Raw genomic sequence first — 15,946 nt, 5'->3', positions numbered from 1 at the left:
GCGCGCTGCCGAACCACCCGATCGACCCGCAACCCTTGCTGCGTCTGCTTTGCAGCGCCGCGTCGTGTTGCGAGGGGGCGAATAGTAGGCTGATTTTCCGGAGGTTGCAACACCTTTGTCATATTCGCATTGCAACCTTTATCGCCCTACGCGTGCAACCCATTGATCAACAAGGGAATACCGGGTTTTCCCCAGTAACGGAGGAATGAATATCCTTCTGAATTCCTCGGGTATTCCCCTATCAAGTTATCAGCGATGCTTGAAATTCGGGCTGCGCTTCTCGACGAAGGCGGCCATCCCTTCCTTCTGGTCTTCGCTGGCAAAGGTCGAATGGAATAACCGGCGTTCGAAGCGAACACCTTCCGCGAGCGTAGTTTCGTACGCCGCATTGATCGACTCCTTGATCATCATGACCACCGGCAAGGAGAAGCCGGCAATCGCTTCCGCCGCCGACAGCGCCTCGTCCATGAGCTTGTCCGCCGGCACCACGCGCGACACCAGACCGGCACGTTCGGCTTCAGCGGCATCCATCATGCGCGCGGTCAGGCACAGGTCCATGGCCTTTGCCTTGGACACCGCGCGCGGCATACGCTGCGTGCCACCAGCACCGGGCATGGTGCCGAGCTTGACTTCCGGCTGGCCAAATCGCGCATTTTCGGCCGCAATGATGATGTCGCACATCATGGCGAGTTCGGAGCCGCCACCGAGCGCGTAGCCCGCCACGGCCGCAATGATCGGCTTGCGGATGGTGCGGATGGTTTCCCAGTTGCGGGTGATGTAGTCGCCCTTGTACACATCCATGAACGAGTACTGGGCCATCATGCCGATGTCCGCGCCGGCGGCGAAAGCCTTCTCGCTTCCGGTGATAACGATGGCACCGATGCCTTCATCCTTGTCGAAAGCCGTCAGCGCGGCGCCCAGTTCATCCATCAGCGCGTCATTGAGCGCGTTCAGTGCCTTCGGGCGGTTCAGCGTGACCAGGCCGACGCGGCCACGCGTTTCCACCAGGATGTTTTCGTATGACATGTCTTCTCCTTTATCTGCAAACGAATCAAATGCTGGTCTGGTCGCAAGTCTGCCACGTTAGTCGCTTGTGTTGGGGCGGATTGCGCTGCCCGACGGAGAGCCTCCCGGCTCGCAATCAGTTCGTACGAAGCGCTGACGACCTGGCCCACCTGCACGTCCTCTATCCGCGTGCCTGCCAATGGCTTGACGATACGCATGTCTCCGCTATCGCCCGCCGGGCCGGTCACATGCGACAGCGTCGGCCCGAAGATCGCAATGACTGGGGTGCGGAATGCCGCCGCGACGTGTGTAGGCCCGGTATCCGTACCAATCAATAGATCCGAGTCGGCGATAAGCGCCATCATTTCGGGCAAGGAGGTTTTCCCGCAGAGATTGACGACGCCAGGAAACCTCCCCGCAATCTGCGCGACATGCTTGGCTTCCGCGGGCGTTCCGATCAGCAGGGGTTGATGATGGGGAAAGAACCTCGACCAACCCTCCAGTAACCCGACCCATCGCTCCACCGGCCAGAGACGCGCATTCGCCCGGTTGTGATAGAACGAACTGTTTCCCGTATGCAGGCAGATAAAAGGCGCTTCAAGGCCAAAGCGCATGCGGATATCGATATCCGGTCTTCTCAGGGAGGGCATCGCGCGACGGGCGATATGGTCCGGGATGCAATAGGCCAGCAGCCGTTGAATTACTGTCGTTCTGTGGGTGTCCGGCGGATCCACTTCCTGGCGCACCTTATAGACCTTGACCTTGTGGGCAGTCGGGAAGAACCAGCTCAGGCTTGGAAAAAAGTCCGTCCGGTTGATGGTCAGGTCCAGTATCAGGTAATACGGATAGCGAAGCAGCGCCCGGGAGAGTATCAGCCACTTGTACGGGTTCACCAGCAACGGAAGCCTGGGGCCGCCGCGCAAGATGAGGACGCGAGAGATGCGCGGGTCGTCCCTGAACAAGTCGGCAGACCGGTGCTTCAGCAGCAGGTCGATCTCAATATCGTTCCGATAGGTTTCGCGCAAGGCATCGATGGATGCGCTCGCCCACACGACATCGCCCAGGCCGCCAATGCAAACAACCAGTGCCCGCTGCCTTGATTTCCCTTCAGCCAATTTCGTTTTTTGCAACATTGACTCTCCAGCTGCCGCGATCCTGTAGGACGAGGTATTGGCTAGCCCATCGCCGCGAAAAGAGGCGTCGAGCCTGCCCGATCCTTGTCAGGATATAAAGACAAATAAAAAGCTATTTTTGTTGCCTTCAAATGACTTGGGTCATCCTCAGCGGGACAAATGATAGCCATAAGTCATATTCAACTACACGGGCAGCGCAGCCCGCCTTCAAACATAGGCGACGAGAAGGGATGGGAAAACGTTCGCACCCCGGTGGCGGCTTCGGCGGAGCCGGGGCCGGAGCCGCCCAGTCAGCCGCGCAACAATAAGGGCGCCAGTGGCGCCCTTATTGAATACATAGCGCAGAGGGGCTCCTTCCCCTGATACGCGCCATCGCAAGATGTTCGATCTCCTGCGGTGGCCGACCACAGGATCAGAGCATGTGCGCCAGGAATTCCCGGGTACGCGCATGGGCCGGTGCCCCAAACACCCGCTCGGGCGACCCTTCCTCGAGAATCCTGCCCTCATCCATGAACACGACATGATTGGCGACCTCACGAGCAAAGCCCATCTCATGCGTGACGACCAGCATGGTCATGTGCTCCTCAGCCAACTGCCGCATGGTCCGCAAGACTTCACCGGTCAGTTCCGGATCTAGCGCGGAAGTCGGCTCATCGAACAGCATGATGTCGGGTTCCATCGCCAGGGCGCGCGCGATCGCCACCCGTTGCTTCTGCCCGCCGGACAGCCGCGCGGGATAGTTGTCCCGCTTGGCCAGCAGCCCAACCTTGCGCAGCAACTCCTCCGCCCTGGGCACCGCGGCATCGCGCGACAAGCCCTTGACGGTCATCGGCGCTTCGATGATGTTCTGCAGCACCGTCATGTGCGGGAACAGGTTGAACGACTGGAACACCATGCCCATCTTGCGGCAGATTCGGCGTACTTCCGCGTCCGGCACGTACCTGGCGGCGCCGTCGGGCCCCGTGCTTGCCAATGCCTCGCCTTCGATTTCGATGGTGCCGCGGTCAATCACCTCGAGGTGATTGAGGCAGCGCAGCAAGGTACTCTTGCCCGAGCCCGAAGGCCCGATCACCGCCGTGACATCGCCCTTGCGCAAGGTCAGGGAGACGCCGTGCAGGACCTGCAGCGGCCCGAATGCCTTGACGATGTCCCGCGCAGCGACCATGACGCCGGGCGCGCGATCGGATCTGGCTGCGACCGGGTCAGTCATCATGTTTGGCATAGCGTTTCTCGAGGTGCTGGAAGAACCAGGTCAGGATCAGCGTCATCACCAGATAGAAGAGCGCGGCGACCAGGAAAGGCGTGGTGGTGAAATCGCGCTGGACGATGCCGCGCGCGGTGCGAAGAATATCGTTGAGCGCCAGGACGTAGATCAGGGACGTGTCCTTGATCAGCGTGATGGTCTCGTTGCTGACCGGCGGCAGGACGCGGCTGACCATCTGCGGCAGCACGACGCGCCGCATGGTCTGGAAGTAGTTCATGCCCAGCGCCTTGCTGGCTTCGTACTGGCCGCGATCGACCGACTTGATCCCGGCGCGGAAGATTTCCGCGAAATAGGCCGCGTAGTTCAGCGCGAACGCGACCACCGCCGCGGGAAAGTCCGGCAGGCGCACGCCGACGACCGGAACGAACGGCAGCGCGAAATAGATGAACAGCATCTGCAGCATCAGCGGCGTACCGCGCATCAGCCAGATGTAGCCGTTGGCAAGGCCGCTCAGCAGCGGCCATTTCGAGATGCGCGCCAGCGCCAGCCCCAGCCCCAGCGGTACCGAGAGAGCGAGCGTAATGACGAACAGTGTGAGGGTGACTTTGGCACCCTGCGCCAATGGCGGCAGAAGGGATAAGACGTAATCCATGCTTGCGCGGATGGAATGGATTCGGGGTCGGGGCCACCGCCCGGACCCCGAGAAGGCGCGACGCCGCGCCCATGCAGGGCCGGACGTCGCGAAAGGCCGGGCTTACTTGGTGATATCGGCGCCGAACCACTTCGTGGCGATGCGCGCGGCCGTGCCGTCTTCCTTCATCGAACCCAGGGTCTTGTCGAGCTTGCCGAGCAATTCGGCGTCGTCCTTGCGCACGCCAACGCCATAGTCTTCGGTGCCGAAGTTCTCGTCCAGCACGCGGTATTCGCCGGCGCGCTTGCTGATGAGGTAGCGGCCCACCACTTCATCCACCACGATCGCATCGAGGCGGCCGGCCGACAGGTCCATCAAGGCCGTCACGTTATCGCCAAAGGTCTTGAGTTCCTTCAGGCTGGCGGCGACTTGCGCTTCCTTCTTGATGGCGTCCACCGCGCTGCTGCCATCCTGCGCGCCGACGATGCGGCCGGCCAGCTCGGCCTTGGTCTTCACCGGGGACTTGGCGCCGACGATGACGATCTGGTGGTTCGTCATATAAGGGGCGGTGAAGCTGATGTTCTGCTTGCGCTCTTCCGTGATGGTCAGGCCGTTCCACAGGACATCCACGCGCTTGCCGTTGAGCTCGGCTTCCTTGGCGCTCCAGTCGATCGGCTTGAATTCCACCGTCATGCCGAGGCGCTGGCTCGCTTCCTTGGCCATGTCGATATCAAAGCCGACGAGCTCGTTGCTGCTGTCGCGAAAACCCATCGGCGGGAAGTTGTCGTCGAGGCCGACGATGATCTTGCTGGCGGCCGCGGGCGCCGGTTCCGTGCCGGCGACGGGGGCCGGTTCCTTCTTGCCGCATGCCCCAAGCAGCGCGACGGTCGAAATCAGGAGGAGTGCGGCGAACTTCTTCATGGAGGTATCCATTGCAAATAGACAGGCACGCCGGTGTCCGGATAGGGAGATCGACGGGCTTCAGGTTATTGTGAGCAGCGCGATTATAGAGCGTCGCCCGGCGCCGGCATTGCGAAGGGCGCTGACAATCGCGCAAACCATCTCGGCCGGCCACCGGTAAGGCACTGGGGACCCGCCGCTTTCCCGAGAGCAGGACCGACGATTCCGGCGCAAGCGGGAACTGAAAGGGCCGGCTGCAGCGGCAACGATGCCTTTGTCGCGGGTGGACCACCCTCGCGCGGGATTCAGTGCTACCATTCACCGACCGACCGGTCGGGTAATTAAAGCCGCCCGACGAGAACACCAAGGCAGGAGACAACAATGCCCCCGACGTCCGCGCCCGCTGGCCAGCCGGTCAGCCTGGATTCCGGCCCCGTTTTGCTGACATGGCAAGGCAATATGGCCGTCATCACCCTGAACCGCCCCGACAAGCTCAACAGCTTTACCCGCGAGATGCACGGCGCGCTCCAGCAGGCGCTCGGCCACGTGGAGGCAGGCGGCGCCCGCGCGCTGCTGCTGACCGGCGCCGGCCGCGGCTTCTGCGCCGGGCAGGACCTGGCCGACCTGGATTTCACGCCCGGCAGCATGACCGACCTGGGCGCGCTGATCGACAGTTATTTCAATCCGCTCGTGCGTCGCCTGCAGGCCCTGCCGCTGCCGGTGGTGGCCGCCGTGAACGGCACCGCAGCGGGCGCTGGCGCCAACCTGGCGCTGGCCTGCGACATGGTGCTGGCGGCGCGCTCGGCCAGTTTCATCCAGGCCTTCGTCAAGATCGGGCTGGTGCCCGATTCCGGCGGCACCTGGCTGCTGCCCAAGCGGATCGGCATGGCACGCGCCATGGGCCTGGCCATGACAGGCGACAAGCTCACGGCCGAAGAGGCCGAGAAATGGGGCCTGGTCTGGGAAGTCATGGACGATGCGCTGCTGCACGGGCAGGCGCTGGCGCTCGCCACGCATCTCGCGGCCCAGCCCACGCGCGCGCTCGCGGCGATCAAGCGCGCCATGTATGCCAGCGCCACCTCGACGCTGGATGCGCAGCTCGACCTGGAGCGGGACCTGCAGCGCGAGCTGGGGCAATCCGCCGATTATGCGGAAGGCGTCAATGCCTTTCTGGAAAAGCGCGCACCGAAGTTCACCGGCCGCTGACCGGCAAGCGCCCTCGGGCGCCCCACCAAGACAGGAGACCCGCTTGAGCAAAGATCCGCAGGCACTTGCCGAGGCGGCCGCCGCCGCCATGTATGAAGCCGATACCTGCAGCCGCTGGCTCGGCATCGTGGTGCAGGCAGTGCGGCCGGGCTACGCCCGCCTGACCATGCCGGTGCGCCCCGAATTCCTCAATGGCCACGGCATCTGCCATGGCGGCCTGATGTTTACACTGGCTGACTCGAGCTTCGCTTTCGCGTGCAATAGCCACAATATCAATACGGTGGCGGCGGGCTGCAGCATCGAGTTCCTGAAACCCGTGCACGGCGGCGACGTGCTGACGGCCGAGGCGGCGGAGCAGACCCTGTCCGGCCGGCACGGCATCTACGATATCCGCGTGACCAATGCCGCGGGCGACGTGGTGGCGATGTTCCGCGGCAAGTCGGCGCAGATCAAGGGACACGTGGTACCGCCGGACAGCGTCGCCTCAAGCATCGCCAGGCCCGTGGCCTGACCCCGCGCAAGACGATGTCATCGACAAGAACGCCCCCCGTGCAGGAGACGATATGAGCACGCGCCTGACCGATCTGCCGCTCGAACCCATCGAGACCGCCAGCCGCGCCGAGTTGCAGGCCCTGCAGCTCGAACGCCTGAAATGGTCGCTGCGTCATGCCTACGAGCATTCTCCGGTCTATCGCCGCAAGTTCGACGAAGCCGGCGTGCACCCGGACCAGGTCCAGACGCTCGCGGACCTGGCGCGCTTCCCGTTCACCACCAAGCAGGACCTGCGCGACAACTACCCGTTCGGCATGTTCGCCGTGCCGCAGGACCGCGTGGCGCGCGTGCATGCCTCGTCGGGCACCACGGGCAAGCCGACGGTGGTCGGCTACACGCTCAAGGACATCGACACCTGGGCCACCGTGATGGCGCGCTCGATCCGCGCATCCGGCGCGCGGCGCGGCGACAAGGTGCACGTCAGCTACGGCTATGGCCTGTTCACCGGCGGCCTGGGCGCGCACTACGGGGTGGAAAAGGCCGGCCTCACCGCGATCCCGTTCGGCGGCGGGCAGACCGAGCGGCAGGTGCAGCTGATCATGGATTTCAAACCCGAGATCATCATGGTCACGCCAAGCTACATGCTGGCAATCGCCGACGAATTCGAGCGCCAGGGCGTCGACCCGGCCACGACCTCGCTGCGCGTGGGCATCTTCGGCGCCGAGCCGTGGACGCCGGAAATGCGCCTGGCGATCGAGAAGCGCATGAACATCTCGGCGGTGGACATTTACGGCCTGTCCGAGGTGATGGGCCCGGGCGTGGCCAATGAATGCGCCGAGACCAAGGACGGCCCGACGATCTGGGAAGACCACTTCTACCCGGAAATCATCGACCCTGACACCGGCGCCGTGCTGCCCGACGGCGAGTTCGGCGAACTGGTCTTCACTTCGCTGACCAAGGAGGCGATGCCGGTGGTGCGCTACCGGACCCGCGACCTGACCCGGCTGCTGCCGGGCACGGCACGCCCGGCGTTCCGGCGCATGGAAAAGGTCACCGGCCGTACCGACGACATGATGATCGTGCGCGGCGTGAACGTGTTCCCGTCGCAGATCGAGGAACTGATCCTGAAGCGCCCCGAACTGGCGCCGCACTACCAGTGCGTGCTGACGCGCGAAGGGCCGATGGACATGCTGACCGTGCGCGTGGAATGCGCCCACGGCGGCGAACCGGCGACGGCGCAGGCCGCACGCGAGGCGCTGGCCCACGATATCAAGGCGTATATCGGCGTGAGCGCCGGCATCGAGGTGCTGCCGGCCGGCGGCATCGAGCGCTCGGTCGGCAAGGCGCGGCGCATCGTCGACCAGCGCCCGCGCTAAAGCACTGCCGCGCGTCAGCTGCGCGGCATCAGCACCCACATCCGGCCGCCCTGCTTCATGCGGCCGGCGGTCTCGCCCGCGGCGTCGCCGGCACCCCAGAAGAAGTCGGCGCGCACGCCGCCCTTGATGGCGCTGCCGGTATCCTGCGCGAACATCAGCCGCTCGATCGGCTCGCTCGACAGCGGACGCGTGGTCGACAGGAACACCGGTACGCCGAGCGGAATCGTGGCCGGATCGACCGCGATCGAGCGCTCCGCCGTCAGCGGCACGCCCAGCGCCCCGACCGGGCCGTCATTGGTCGGCGGCAGCTCGCGGAAGAACACGAAACGCGGGTTCACGTTGAGCATTTCGTCCACGCGCGCCGGGTTGGCCCGCGCCCATGCCTTGATGCCCTGCATGGTCGCCTGCGCCGGCGTGATCTCGCCGCGGTCCAGCAGCCACTTGCCGAACGAGCGGAACGGCTGGTCATTGGTGCCGCCAAAGCCCACGCGCACCAGGGTGCCATTAGTCAGCCGGATGCGGCCGGACCCCTGGATCTGCAGGAATGCGGCTTCGACCGGGTCATCCACCCACACCAGCTCGTTGCCGCGCATGGCCGGGTTCTGCAGCAGCTCGGCGCGCGCCGGCAGCGCCCGGTTGGCCAGTTGCGCCGGTTTGCGGTACAGCGGAATCTGGTACGGCCCCTGGCGCGTGCGCGAGCCGTGCAGGATGGGTTCGTAGTAGCCCGTGATCAGGCCGCTGTCGGAGCCGTCGCCATTGACGACGCGGTAGGGCTGGAAGTTGGTTTCGAAGTAGGCGCGCATGGCGCCGAGGTCGCCGGCGTCGACCATCAGGCCCGCGGCGCAGGCGCGGCTCCATTCGGCGCGCTTCTTCAGCGCCTGGCAGCTGGCCTGCAGCGCGGGCCAGGCGGCGCGCATGTCATCCTGGCTCCAGCCGTTGATCTCGTTCCAGTCCGCGGCCTGCAGGCGGCCCTTCTGCGCGCCCGGGGTCGGGGCGGTCGTGCCGGGCGTGCCGCCGGTCTCGATGCGCGGCGGCGGCCCGCTCATGCAGCCGGCCAGCAGCGCGGCGCCGGCGGCCAGCGCCAGCCAGCCGCGCCATGGCGCACCGGCAAGGCGGCTGGCCTTGGATCGCGGATACGTGGAGAGGAAATGCGGAATTGCCATCTTGTCAGTTCGTATTGTCCAGCGCCGCCGCGCATGCCTCGGGGCCAATGCCCTACAATGCCCGGCGTCAATCGTCACCGTTGCCGGCGCCCGTGAAGGCCGCCCGCCGTACCGATCATGTCCGAGTTCCTTGAAGCCCACCCGATGCTGCTGTTCGCGCTCGAAGCCGGCGTGGCGCTGTTCCTGCTGATCTTCATCGTGGTCTGGACCATGGGCACGGCGAAGAAGAACCCCCGTCCGACCCGTGCCCCCGCCGACCACCCGTCGCGCCAGGCCCAGGACCCAAAGCCGGCGCAGGATCAGGACAGCCAGCCGCGCCAGTAGGTTCCCGGCGCAGCACGCAGCGCGCCATAGCGGCTCAGTGCAGCATGCGTGGCAGCACCAGCGCGAACTCGGGAATCGGCACCTCGAAGCGGTGGCCGTCCTCGGCCACGCAGAAATATTCGCCCTTCATCGAGCCCACCGGCGTCGAGATCGTGGCCCAGCTCGTGTATTCGAAGTGCTCGCCCGGCTTGAGCAGCGGCTGGTGGCCGACCACGCCCAGGCCCGAGACTTCCTGCGAGGTATTGTCGCTGTCGGTGATGATCCAGTGGCGCGAGATCAGCTGCGCCGCGACTTCACCGGTATTGTGGATCGTGATGGTGTACGCGAAGGCATGGCGCCCGCGTTCGGGGTCGGACTGGTCGGGCAGGTACTGGGTACGTACCGCCACGGAAAAAGCGTACTCGCTCATTTGTCTGCGGGATCCGGCTCAAGGGTAGGCGCATTGTGCGGCAAGGCACCGGCAGCGGCAAGTGCGGAGCCGGCGTCGGCCCTGCGCCGCCGACAGGCGTAAAATACGCGCCATTCGCCGGCCGGCAGACCCCGGATCGCCCCACACAAGCACGATTCCGCCGCGCCGCCACCCTACTGTCCCCTTTTTTCCGCCCGCCGCCATGAGCACGCCCGCCTACCGCATCGCCCCGTCCATCCTGTCCGCCGACTTTGCCCGCCTGGGCGAGGAAGTCCGCCGCGTGACCGAGGCCGGCGCCGACTGGATCCACTTCGACGTGATGGACAACCACTACGTCCCGAACCTGACGGTGGGCCCGCTGGTGTGCGAGGCCATCCGCCCGCACGTGACCGCGCCGATCGACGTGCACCTGATGGTGCGCCCGGTGGACCGCATCATCCCCGACTTCGCCAAGGCCGGTGCCAATATCATCACCTTCCACCCGGAAGCCAGCGAGCACGTGGACCGCTCGCTCGCGCTGATCCGCGACAACGGCTGCCAGGCCGGGCTGGTGTTCAACCCGGCCACGCCGCTGCACCACCTGGACCACGTGATGGACCGCCTCGACGTGATCCTGCTGATGTCGGTCAACCCGGGCTTCGGCGGCCAGTCGTTCATCCCCGAGACGCTGAACAAGCTGCGCGCGGTGCGCCAGCGCATCGACGCCTATACCGAGCGCACCGGCCGCAAGATCCTGCTGGAAGTCGATGGTGGCGTGAAGGTGGACAACATCGCCGAGATCGCCGCGGCCGGCGCCGACACCTTCGTGGCCGGCTCGGCCGTGTTCGGCAAGCCCGATGCGGACGGCGGCTACCGGGGCATTATTTCGGCGCTGCGCGCGGAACTGGCCAAGGCCGGCCAATGAGCGCCGGCATGACGCTGCGCCGCACCGACTGGCGCGGCATCGACGGCGTGATCGTCGACCTGGACGGCACCATGGTCGACACCGCGGGCGATTTCCACGCCTCGATCAACGCCATGCTGCTGGCGCTTGGGCACCGGTACCCAAACCTGGGGCCGGTGGCGCCGATGTCCGAACAGGACATTGTCAGCTTCGTCGGCAAGGGCTCGGAAAACCTGATCCGGCGCGTGCTCGATGCGCGCTTTGCCCCGCTGCACGCCAACGGCCTGTTCGCCGAGGCCTATGCGCTCTACGACCGCGAGTACATCCGCATCAACGGCCAGTTCTCGCAGGTCTACCCGGGCGTGCGCGAAGGCCTGGCGGCGCTGAAGGCGGCCGGGCTGCGCATGGCGTGCGTGACCAACAAGCCCTACAACTTCACCGACCCGCTGCTGGCCAAGACCGGTCTCGCGCAGTATTTCGAGCTGGTCTATGGCGGCGACGCGTTTCCGCTGCGCAAGCCGGACCCATACCCGCTGCTCAAGGTGGCCGAGGTTTTCCACCTCGATCCGTCGGCCATGCTGGCCATCGGCGACTCGGAAAACGACGCGCAGGCGGCCCGCGCGGCCGGCATGGGCGTGCTGCTGATGCCCTATGGCTACAACCATGGCAACCCTGTACAAGGCGTCGACGCCGATGGTATAGTCGATTCCATTGCCCGCGTGGCAGAGCTTCTTTCTGCACACGAGATTCACTGAAAACCACGCTGAAAACCACGGCAATCAGATTTCTACAGCCCTGAACACCTCAATGTTCGTCAACCGCAAACGCATCTCTTCTGGCAGTGATCGGCAGGCCTGGCCCTGGCGTCGCTGGCGCGCCTCCCAACAGGCGTAAAGTGCGTTCGCGAGTCCGCTGAGGGCCTTCGTACCGAAGGCCTTCGCAACCGGCCAGGGTGCCGGCATCCTTACTGGATCCCTCCTCACTCCCGCCAGCAAGCGTAGCCGCATGTGCTACGTTTAGCTCAAGAACGCGCCACACGCCGCCCAGGCCGTGTGCGGTCTTGTCCGCAGTCTTCCCGCACCACGGTTCCACACCCGGAGCTGGCTTTGCGCCATCTCCCGCCGAATTGCCGACACCGGCGCCGCGCCACCCTGATAACGCCGCGCGCCGCAAACGAGGATCGACATGACCGAACTGGAATTCAAATCGCTGGCCGACCAGGGCTACAACCGCATCCCGCTGATCGCCGAGGCCTTTGCCGACCTGGAAACGCCGCTGTCGCTGTACCTGAAGCTGGCCCAGTCGCAGACACGCGGCGTCAACACCTTCCTGCTGGAATCGGTGGTGGGCGGCGAGCGCTTCGGGCGCTACTCGTTCATCGGCCTGCATGCCCGCACGCTGCTGCGCTCCTACGGCAACCGCGCCGAGGTCGTGACCGACGGCAAGGTCGTGGAGACCCACGAAGGCAACCCGCTCGATTTCATCGCCGAGTTCGAGAGCCGCTTCAAGGTGGCGCTGCGCCCCGGCCTGCCGCGCTTCTGCGGCGGCCTGGCCGGCTACTTCGGCTACGACGCGGTGCGCTATATCGAGAAGAAGCTGGCCGACACGCAGAAGCCTGACGACCTGGGCCTGCCCGACATCCAGCTGCTGCTGTGCGAAGAGCTTGCCGTGATCGACAACCTGTCCGGCAAGCTCTACCTGATCGTCTACGCCGACCCGACCACGCCCGAAGCCTACCCGCGCGCGCGCCAGCGCCTGCGCGAGCTGCGCATGAAGCTGCGCCAGCCGGTGGACGTGCCGGTCACGAGCCCGTCGGTGCAGACCGATGTCTACCGCGAATTCGACAAGGCCGACTACCTCGCCGCGGTGCACAAGGCCAAGGAATACATCATGGCCGGCGACATGATGCAGGTGCAGATCGGCCAGCGCCTGACCAAGCCGTACCGCGACGCACCGCTGTCGCTGTACCGCGCGCTGCGCTCGCTGAACCCGTCGCCGTATATGTACTTCTACAACTTCGGCGACTTCCAGATCGTCGGCGCCTCGCCGGAAATCCTGGTGCGCCAGGAGTCGCGCAAGGTCGGCACCAACGGCGATACCCGCAACGAGCATATCGTCACCATCCGCCCGCTGGCCGGCACGCGCCCGCGCGGCAACACGCCCGAGAAGGACGCCCAGCTCGCCACCGAACTGCTCAACGACCCGAAGGAGATCGCCGAGCACGTGATGCTGATCGACCTGGCGCGCAACGATATCGGCCGCATTGCCGAGACCGGCACGGTCAAGGTCACCGACAAGATGGTGATCGAGAAGTACTCGCACGTGCAGCACATCGTCAGCTCGGTCGAAGGCACGCTGCGCCCGGGAATGAGCAACCTGGACGTGCTGCGCGCCACCTTCCCGGCCGGCACGCTGTCGGGCGCGCCCAAGGTGCGCGCGATGGAGATCATCGACGAGCTGGAGCCGCGCAAGCGCGGCATCTATGGCGGTGCCGTGGGCTACCTGTCGTTCGGCGGCGAGATGGACCTGGCGATCGCCATCCGCACCGGCATCATCAAGGACGGCAACCTCTACGTGCAGGCCGCGGCCGGCATCGTCGCCGACTCGGACCCCGAAGCCGAATGGAGGGAAACCGAAGCCAAGGCGCGCGCCGTGATCCGCGCCGCCGAGCAGGTCCAGGATGGCCTGGACTCCGACATCTGAACAAGGGAGACAAGGCCATGCTGCTGATGATCGACAACTACGATTCCTTTACCTACAACCTTGTCCAGTACTTCGGCGAACTCGGCGAGGACGTGCGCACCTACCGCAACGACGAGATCACGCTCGAAGAGATCGAGGCGCTCAAACCCAACCACATCTGCGTGTCGCCCGGCCCGTGCAGCCCGAAGGAAGCCGGCATCTCGGTCGCCGTGCTGCAGCACTTCGCCGGCAAGGTGCCACTGCTCGGCGTATGCCTGGGCCACCAGGCCATCGGCGAGGCCTTCGGCGGCAAGGTGATCCGCGCCAAGAAGGTCATGCACGGCAAGGTCAGCACCATCGAGACCACGCAGGAAGGCGTGTTCTCCGGCCTGCCGAAGCACTTCGACGTGACGCGCTATCATTCGCTGGCGATCGAGCGCGAAACCCTGCCCGATTGCCTGGAAGTGACCGCCTGGACGCCTGACGGCGAGATTATGGGCGTGCGCCACAAGACGCTGGCGATCGAGGGCGTGCAGTTCCACCCCGAGTCGATCCTTTCCGAACACGGCCATGCGCTGCTGGCCAACTTCCTGAAGACGACGCGATGAGGCTGCTCGATATCCCTACGCCGTCCGTTTCCATCGCGCCGCCCGCCACACCAACGACCGAGACCGCCATGACCATCACCGCCCAGGAAGCGCTGACCCGCTGCATCGAACACCGCGAGATCTTCCACGACGAGATGCTGCACCTGATGCGCCAGATCATGCAGGCGCAGATCTCGCCGGTAATGGCCGCCGCGATCCTGACCGGCCTGCGCGTGAAGAAGGAAACCATTGGCGAGATCTCTGCCGCGGCGCAGGTGATGCGCGAATTCGCCAACAAGGTCGAGGTGGCAGACCGCGAGAACTTCGTCGATATCGTCGGCACCGGCGGCGACGGCTCGCATACCTTCAATATCTCGACCGCCTCGATGTTCGTGGCCGCCGCCGCCGGGGCGAAGATCGCCAAGCACGGCAACCGCGGCGTGAGCTCCAAGTCGGGCAGCGCCGACGTGCTGGAAGCGCTGGGCGTGAACATCATGCTGACACCCGAACAGGTCGGCCAGTGCATCGCGCAGACCGGCATCGGCTTCATGTTCGCCCCGACCCACCACCCGGCCATGAAGAACGTGGCGCCGATCCGCAAGGAGATGGGCGTGCGCACCATCTTCAATATCCTCGGCCCGCTGACCAACCCGGCCGACGCGCCCAACATCCTGATGGGCGTGTTCCACCCGGATCTCGTCGGCATCCAGGTGCGCGTGATGCAGCGCCTGGGCGCGAAGCACGCGCTGGTGGTCTACGGCAAGGACGGCATGGACGAGGTGTCGCTCGGCGCCGCCACGCTGGTCGGCGAACTGAAGGACGGTGAAGTCCGCGAATACGAGATCCACCCGGAAGACTTCGGCCTGTCGATGATCTCGAACCGCGGCCTGAAGGTGGCCGATGCGATCGAGTCCAAGGAGATGCTGCTCGAAGCGCTCGGCAACGTGCCCGGTACGCCGCGCGAGATCGTGTCGCTCAACGCGGGCACCGCGCTGTATGCCGCCAATGTGGCCGATTCCATCGAGGACGGCATCCGCCGCGCGCGCGAAGCCATCGCGAGCGGCGCCGCGCGCGAAAAGCTCGACCAGTTCGTGCGCGCCACGCAGCAGTTCAAGGCCTGAATTCCACTATCCGCCGGAAACGCCGTATGTCCGACATCCTGCAAAAGATCATGGCCGTCAAGGCCGACGAAGTCGCCGCTGCCCGCAAGAAGCGCGACCTGCCCAGCCTGCGCGCCGAGGCCGAAAGCCTGCGCCACGAGGCCGGCTTCGCCCCGCGCGGCTTCGAACGCGCGCTGCGCGAGAAGATCGCCGCCGGCCACGCCGGCGTGATCGCCGAGGTCAAGAAGGCCTCGCCGTCCAAGGGCGTGCTGCGCGAGAACTTCGTGCCCGAGGCGATTGCCGAGAGCTACGCAAGCCATGGCGCCGCCTGCCTGTCGGTGCTGACCGACGTGAACTTCTTCCAGGGCCATGCCGACTACCTCAGGCGCGCGCGCGGCGCCTGCCCGCTGCCCGCGCTGCGCAAGGACTTCATGCTCGACCTGTACCAGGTCTATGAAGCGCGCACCTGGGGCGCGGACTGCATCCTGCTGATCGTCTCGGCGCTCGACCCGGGCCTGATGGCCGACCTGGAAGCCTGCGCGCACGAACTCGGCATGGACGTGCTGGTGGAAGTCCACGGCGGCGACGAGCTCGACCGCGCGCTGCGCCTGAAGACGCCGCTGCTTGGCGTGAACAACCGCAACCTGCGCACCTTCGAAGTCTCGCTCGACAACACGCTTGAGCTGCTGCCGCGCATGCCGGCCGATCGCCTCGTGGTCACGGAATCCGGCATCCTGGGCCCGAACGACGTGAAGCGCATGCGCGATGCCGATGTCCATGCCTTCCTGGTCGGCGAAGCGTTCATGCGCGCGCCGGACCCGGGTGTCGAACTGGCCCGCCTGTTCGCGTAA

Annotated in this window: 18 protein-coding genes; 11 read left to right on the top strand and 7 right to left on the bottom strand. The window is 65.5% G+C overall.

Features of this window, described 5'->3' with window-relative positions; all coding sequences use genetic code 11:
- Positions 1–209, top strand: a 209-nt coding sequence (locus tag AC3FNH_RS29050) for a hypothetical protein (protein WP_488722531.1), incomplete at its 5' end; no start/stop codon positions are given.
- Positions 210–249: 40 nt separating this feature from the next.
- Here AC3FNH_RS29050 and AC3FNH_RS29045 read toward each other — a convergent pair.
- The 5 genes from AC3FNH_RS29045 to AC3FNH_RS29025 all read right to left on the bottom strand — a co-directional run bounded on the left by AC3FNH_RS29045 (position 250) and on the right by AC3FNH_RS29025 (position 4,894).
- The gene (locus AC3FNH_RS29045; protein WP_488722530.1) at positions 250–1,026 is read right to left on the bottom strand and encodes an enoyl-CoA hydratase; all 777 of its coding nucleotides are present in this window, start codon (positions 1,024–1,026) and stop codon (positions 250–252) included.
- Positions 969–2,138 (bottom strand): glycosyltransferase family 9 protein, encoded by a 1,170-nt coding sequence (locus AC3FNH_RS29040; RefSeq protein ID WP_488722529.1) that lies wholly within the window; start codon positions 2,136–2,138, stop codon positions 969–971. Before AC3FNH_RS29040 ends, AC3FNH_RS29045 begins: the two co-directional genes overlap by 58 nt.
- Positions 2,139–2,550: 412 nt before the next feature.
- On the bottom strand, positions 2,551–3,303 hold the full coding sequence (locus AC3FNH_RS29035) for an amino acid ABC transporter ATP-binding protein (RefSeq protein ID WP_488722533.1): 753 nt from the start codon (positions 3,301–3,303) through the stop codon (positions 2,551–2,553).
- Between the two features lie 37 nt (positions 3,304–3,340).
- Positions 3,341–3,994 carry an amino acid ABC transporter permease gene (locus AC3FNH_RS29030; protein WP_488722528.1) on the bottom strand — a complete coding sequence of 218 codons (654 nt, stop codon included), beginning with the start codon at positions 3,992–3,994 and terminating at the stop codon, positions 3,341–3,343.
- Positions 3,995–4,096: 102 nt separating this feature from the next.
- On the bottom strand, positions 4,097–4,894 hold the full coding sequence (locus AC3FNH_RS29025) for an amino acid ABC transporter substrate-binding protein (protein ID WP_488722527.1): 798 nt from the start codon (positions 4,892–4,894) through the stop codon (positions 4,097–4,099).
- Between the two features lie 360 nt (positions 4,895–5,254).
- Between AC3FNH_RS29025 and paaG the strand changes: the two genes are divergently transcribed.
- The 3 genes from paaG to paaK are packed head-to-tail and all read left to right on the top strand — an operon-like array spanning position 5,255 to position 7,947.
- Complete coding sequence (gene paaG / locus AC3FNH_RS29020) at positions 5,255–6,079, top strand: 2-(1,2-epoxy-1,2-dihydrophenyl)acetyl-CoA isomerase PaaG (protein WP_488722526.1); 825 nt, start codon at positions 5,255–5,257, stop codon at positions 6,077–6,079.
- A gap of 43 nt (positions 6,080–6,122) precedes the next feature.
- On the top strand, positions 6,123–6,590 hold the full coding sequence (paaI, locus tag AC3FNH_RS29015; RefSeq protein WP_276098667.1) for a hydroxyphenylacetyl-CoA thioesterase PaaI: 468 nt from the start codon (positions 6,123–6,125) through the stop codon (positions 6,588–6,590).
- Between the two features lie 52 nt (positions 6,591–6,642).
- The gene (gene paaK / locus AC3FNH_RS29010; protein ID WP_276098668.1) at positions 6,643–7,947 is read left to right on the top strand and encodes a phenylacetate--CoA ligase PaaK; all 1,305 of its coding nucleotides are present in this window, start codon (positions 6,643–6,645) and stop codon (positions 7,945–7,947) included.
- A 14-nt stretch (positions 7,948–7,961) separates the two neighbouring features.
- Here the strand turns inward: paaK and mltA are convergent, their stop codons facing one another.
- Positions 7,962–9,110 carry a murein transglycosylase A gene (gene mltA, locus AC3FNH_RS29005; RefSeq protein WP_488722525.1) on the bottom strand — a complete coding sequence of 383 codons (1,149 nt, stop codon included), beginning with the start codon at positions 9,108–9,110 and terminating at the stop codon, positions 7,962–7,964.
- Between the two features lie 117 nt (positions 9,111–9,227).
- Between mltA and AC3FNH_RS29000 the strand changes: the two genes are divergently transcribed.
- Complete coding sequence (locus AC3FNH_RS29000; RefSeq protein WP_276098670.1) at positions 9,228–9,434, top strand: hypothetical protein; 207 nt, start codon at positions 9,228–9,230, stop codon at positions 9,432–9,434.
- 34 nt (positions 9,435–9,468) lie between these two features.
- Here the strand turns inward: AC3FNH_RS29000 and apaG are convergent, their stop codons facing one another.
- Positions 9,469–9,843 (bottom strand): Co2+/Mg2+ efflux protein ApaG, encoded by a 375-nt coding sequence (apaG, locus tag AC3FNH_RS28995; RefSeq protein WP_276098671.1) that lies wholly within the window; start codon positions 9,841–9,843, stop codon positions 9,469–9,471.
- A 202-nt stretch (positions 9,844–10,045) separates the two neighbouring features.
- Here apaG and rpe point away from each other — a divergent pair, with 202 nt between their 5' ends.
- From rpe to trpC, 6 genes are all read left to right on the top strand, one after another.
- Positions 10,046–10,747 carry a ribulose-phosphate 3-epimerase gene (gene rpe, locus AC3FNH_RS28990; RefSeq protein WP_276098672.1) on the top strand — a complete coding sequence of 234 codons (702 nt, stop codon included), beginning with the start codon at positions 10,046–10,048 and terminating at the stop codon, positions 10,745–10,747.
- On the top strand, positions 10,744–11,481 hold the full coding sequence (locus AC3FNH_RS28985; RefSeq protein ID WP_488722524.1) for a phosphoglycolate phosphatase: 738 nt from the start codon (positions 10,744–10,746) through the stop codon (positions 11,479–11,481). The genes rpe and AC3FNH_RS28985 overlap by 4 nt, the downstream gene beginning before the upstream one ends.
- Positions 11,482–11,911: 430 nt before the next feature.
- Positions 11,912–13,429 (top strand): anthranilate synthase component I, encoded by a 1,518-nt coding sequence (gene trpE, locus AC3FNH_RS28980; RefSeq protein WP_276098674.1) that lies wholly within the window; start codon positions 11,912–11,914, stop codon positions 13,427–13,429.
- A gap of 17 nt (positions 13,430–13,446) precedes the next feature.
- Positions 13,447–14,016, top strand: a complete 570-nt coding sequence (locus AC3FNH_RS28975; protein WP_488722523.1) for an aminodeoxychorismate/anthranilate synthase component II — start codon at positions 13,447–13,449, stop codon at positions 14,014–14,016.
- A gap of 68 nt (positions 14,017–14,084) precedes the next feature.
- A complete protein-coding gene (gene trpD, locus AC3FNH_RS28970) occupies positions 14,085–15,116 on the top strand; it encodes an anthranilate phosphoribosyltransferase (protein ID WP_488722522.1) in 1,032 nt (343 codons plus the stop codon).
- 26 nt (positions 15,117–15,142) lie between these two features.
- Entirely contained in the window at positions 15,143–15,946 is an 804-nt protein-coding gene (gene trpC, locus AC3FNH_RS28965; RefSeq protein ID WP_488722521.1) for an indole-3-glycerol phosphate synthase TrpC, read from the top strand.

This window comes from Cupriavidus sp. 22TCCZM01-5, assembly GCF_057798915.1.
Note: the sequence above shows the minus strand (reverse complement) of the source record. Positions and strands in the feature narration are given on the sequence as shown.